Annotated in this window: 3 protein-coding genes; all 3 read right to left on the bottom strand. The window is 64.4% G+C overall.

Annotated features, from left to right (window positions below; translation table 11 throughout):
* Window positions 1–306: LssY C-terminal domain-containing protein (locus E1J50_RS26305; RefSeq protein WP_207919312.1), on the bottom strand; the 306-nt coding region annotated here is incomplete at its 3' end.
* Window positions 307–585: 279 nt separating this feature from the next.
* Entirely contained in the window at window positions 586–2,220 is a 1,635-nt protein-coding gene (locus tag E1J50_RS26300) for an arylsulfatase (protein ID WP_132257204.1), read from the bottom strand.
* A gap of 68 nt (window positions 2,221–2,288) precedes the next feature.
* A partial coding sequence (locus E1J50_RS26295) for an SUMF1/EgtB/PvdO family nonheme iron enzyme (RefSeq protein ID WP_165937992.1) occupies window positions 2,289–2,560 on the bottom strand: 272 nt, incomplete at its 5' end.

Genomic DNA, 2,560 nt, shown 5'->3' with positions numbered 1-2,560 from the left:
TTGGAGGAAAGCGCGGCGCAACTCGTCGAAGGAGCCGATCAGGGCCAGGTTGACGGGATCGCCGGGCAGGCCATCGCCGGTAAGCGTGTAGGACGGGACTTGGCCCCGGTTGAGGATGTACGCGCCGAGCCTGATCGCGCGCGGCAGGATCAGGTAGGCAGCGGCGGCGTAGGTGGATGCCAGCGCCAGGACGAGCGGAAGGCGCCGATCGGCGACATCATAGAACAGCACCAAGATCAGCCAGACTGTCACCAGTCCCAGAACCGCAATCAGCAGGCGCTGACCCAGCAGCTTCAGACGTTTCACGGGGCAGCTCCTCCGAACGCCAACCTCCGCCTGTGTTTAACTGGCTTGTTTCAGTCCGCCGCCCGTCCGGATCCTGCGTCATGGGCGGTGAACGCCGGCAAATGCTAACGCAGGAATGCTTTTCATCTCGGCGGCGTAGCGTTCAGCTGCCGGGAGGTCGCGGCTCTGGCGGATCTCCGCACGACGTGAATGGCCCAGACGCACTTACCTTGAGGGTTGCAAGCGGTCGCGGAGGACGTCGGCGGCTTGGCGCACGTCCTCCGCTGCCACATCTGAGCATTACTTTGCTATCGCCGTCCTGGCGGCCTGGATCTTTGCCTTGACTGCCTCAAGGTTGAAACTCGCGCCCTTCTGCATCGGTGGGAACTCGACGGCGGTCATGGCGAGCTTCTCCACCTCCTGCTGGACGAATACGTAGCGCCAGAACTCGTACAGGAACCAGCTCATGTAGTTCTGCGCCCCGGCCTTGGTCCCCTCGTCCGGCCAGCCCGTGCGCTCGAAGGGATCGAGCCGCAGGTTGGTTATGTAGGGTATGTCGGGCTTGGACTTGTCTCCCACCCATCCGCGGGGCTGGTCGATGAAGCGGTACTTGTAATCGCCGATCCGGACGGCTCCCAACTCGCTCTCACCGAAATACCAGATTTCGTTGCGCTTCGACGGGCCCTTGCCCGTGATCATGTCCAGCTGATTGTAGCCGTCCAGGTGCACCTTGTAGGTCCGGTCGCCGATCTGCTTGCCCTTCTTCAGCTCCTCGGTGATATCCGGGTTGCCCGCTGCTGCGACGAGCGTCGCAAACCAGTCGAGACCGGAGATGACGCCGTTCTCGACCGTGCCGGCTGGAACCTTGCCAGGCCAGCGGATCATGGCCGGCGCGCGGAAGCCACCTTCCATGACCGTGCCCTTGGACTGCGCGAAGGGTGTCTGCCCGCCGTCCGGCCAGGTGAACACCTCCGTGCCGTTGTCCGTCGTGAAGACCACGATGGTGTTGTTGTCGATTCCTAAGTCCGTCAGCTTCTTCATCACCGCGCCGACGACGTCGTCGAGCTGGGCCATGCCGGCTTCCTGGATGCTCCAGCCATTCTGGGAGTTGCGCATGCCCTGGTACTTCGGCGACAGGTGCGTGGTGACGTGCATGCGGGTCGGGTTGAGCCAGACGAAGAACGGCTTGCCGTCGGCCTTGGCCTTGTCGATGAAGGCGAGCGCCAGGTCGCGGATCTCCTCGTCCACAGTCTCCATCCGCTTCGGGTAAAGCGTCCCGGCATCCTCAATGCGCTGCTTGCCGATTCTGCCCCAGCGCGGGTCTTCCGCGGGATCGTCGACGCTGGTCGCCCACGAATGAACCATGTTGCGTGGGCCGACCCTGTTCACCAGCTCCTGCGGATAGGCGGGATGAGCCGGGTCCTCCATCGCGTCGAGGTGATAGAGATAGCCGAAGAACTCGTCGAAGCCGTGCACCGTCGGCAGGAACTCGTTCTTGTCGCCGAGGTGGTTCTTGCCGAATTGGCCGGTGGCGTAGCCCATGCCCTTCAGCGCAGTGGCAATGGTCACGGCCTCTGCCGGAATGCCGATGGCGGCGCCAGCCTGACCGACCGTGGTCATGCCGGTGCGGATCGGCAGCTCGCCGGTGATGAAGGCCGCGCGCCCCGCCGTGCAGCTCGCCTCCGCGTAGTAGTCGGTGAACAGCATGCCCTCGCTGGCGATCCGGTCCAGATTGGGCGTCCGTCCTGCCATCATGCCGCGGTGATAGGCGCCGATGTTCCAGATGCCGATGTCGTCGCCCATGATGACGAGGATGTTCGGTTTCTGCCCGGCCGCCTGTTGCTGCTGGGATTGTGACTGGGCCTGTGCGGGCGTGGTCGGGGCGTTCGAGACCAGCGCGGCAGCTGCGAGGGCCGACGTCCCGGTGAGAAGCATGTTACGGCGGCTCAGCCTGCCATCTGCTTGCAGGTTCGCTGAATTCTCTTCGCAGGCACGGTCATGATTCATGATCGCCTCCTCTCACGCGCGATGCACCGGAAGCCGATGTGACTGGTGGAGCTGTCGACCGGCTGCGGGTGGCGCGCAGCCGGGCGGTAGCGGCGGCAGTAATTCGGAGCGCAGAGATGTGAGCCGCCCTTCAGGACGCGGCGGGGAATGCGAATCGCGGGCAGGCAGGGGTCGTAGCTGCCTGCCTCGCGCCCGCCCCGAGGATTCTCCGGAACGCAGCAGGCCTTGGACGAATTCGCCGAGTGCTGCGGGGCGAAAAAGTCGGCTG

Source organism: Methylobacterium segetis (genome assembly GCF_004348265.1).
Classification (GTDB): Bacteria; Pseudomonadota; Alphaproteobacteria; order Rhizobiales; family Beijerinckiaceae; genus Methylobacterium; species Methylobacterium segetis.
This window is presented reverse-complemented; position numbering and strand designations above follow the sequence as displayed.

What these genes read in the sequence shown, in the direction of transcription:
- E1J50_RS26300 (WP_132257204.1), bottom strand. Translation starts at nt 2,220, where the DNA reads ATGCTTCTCACCGGGACGTCGGCCCTCGCAGCTGCCGCGCTGGTCTCG.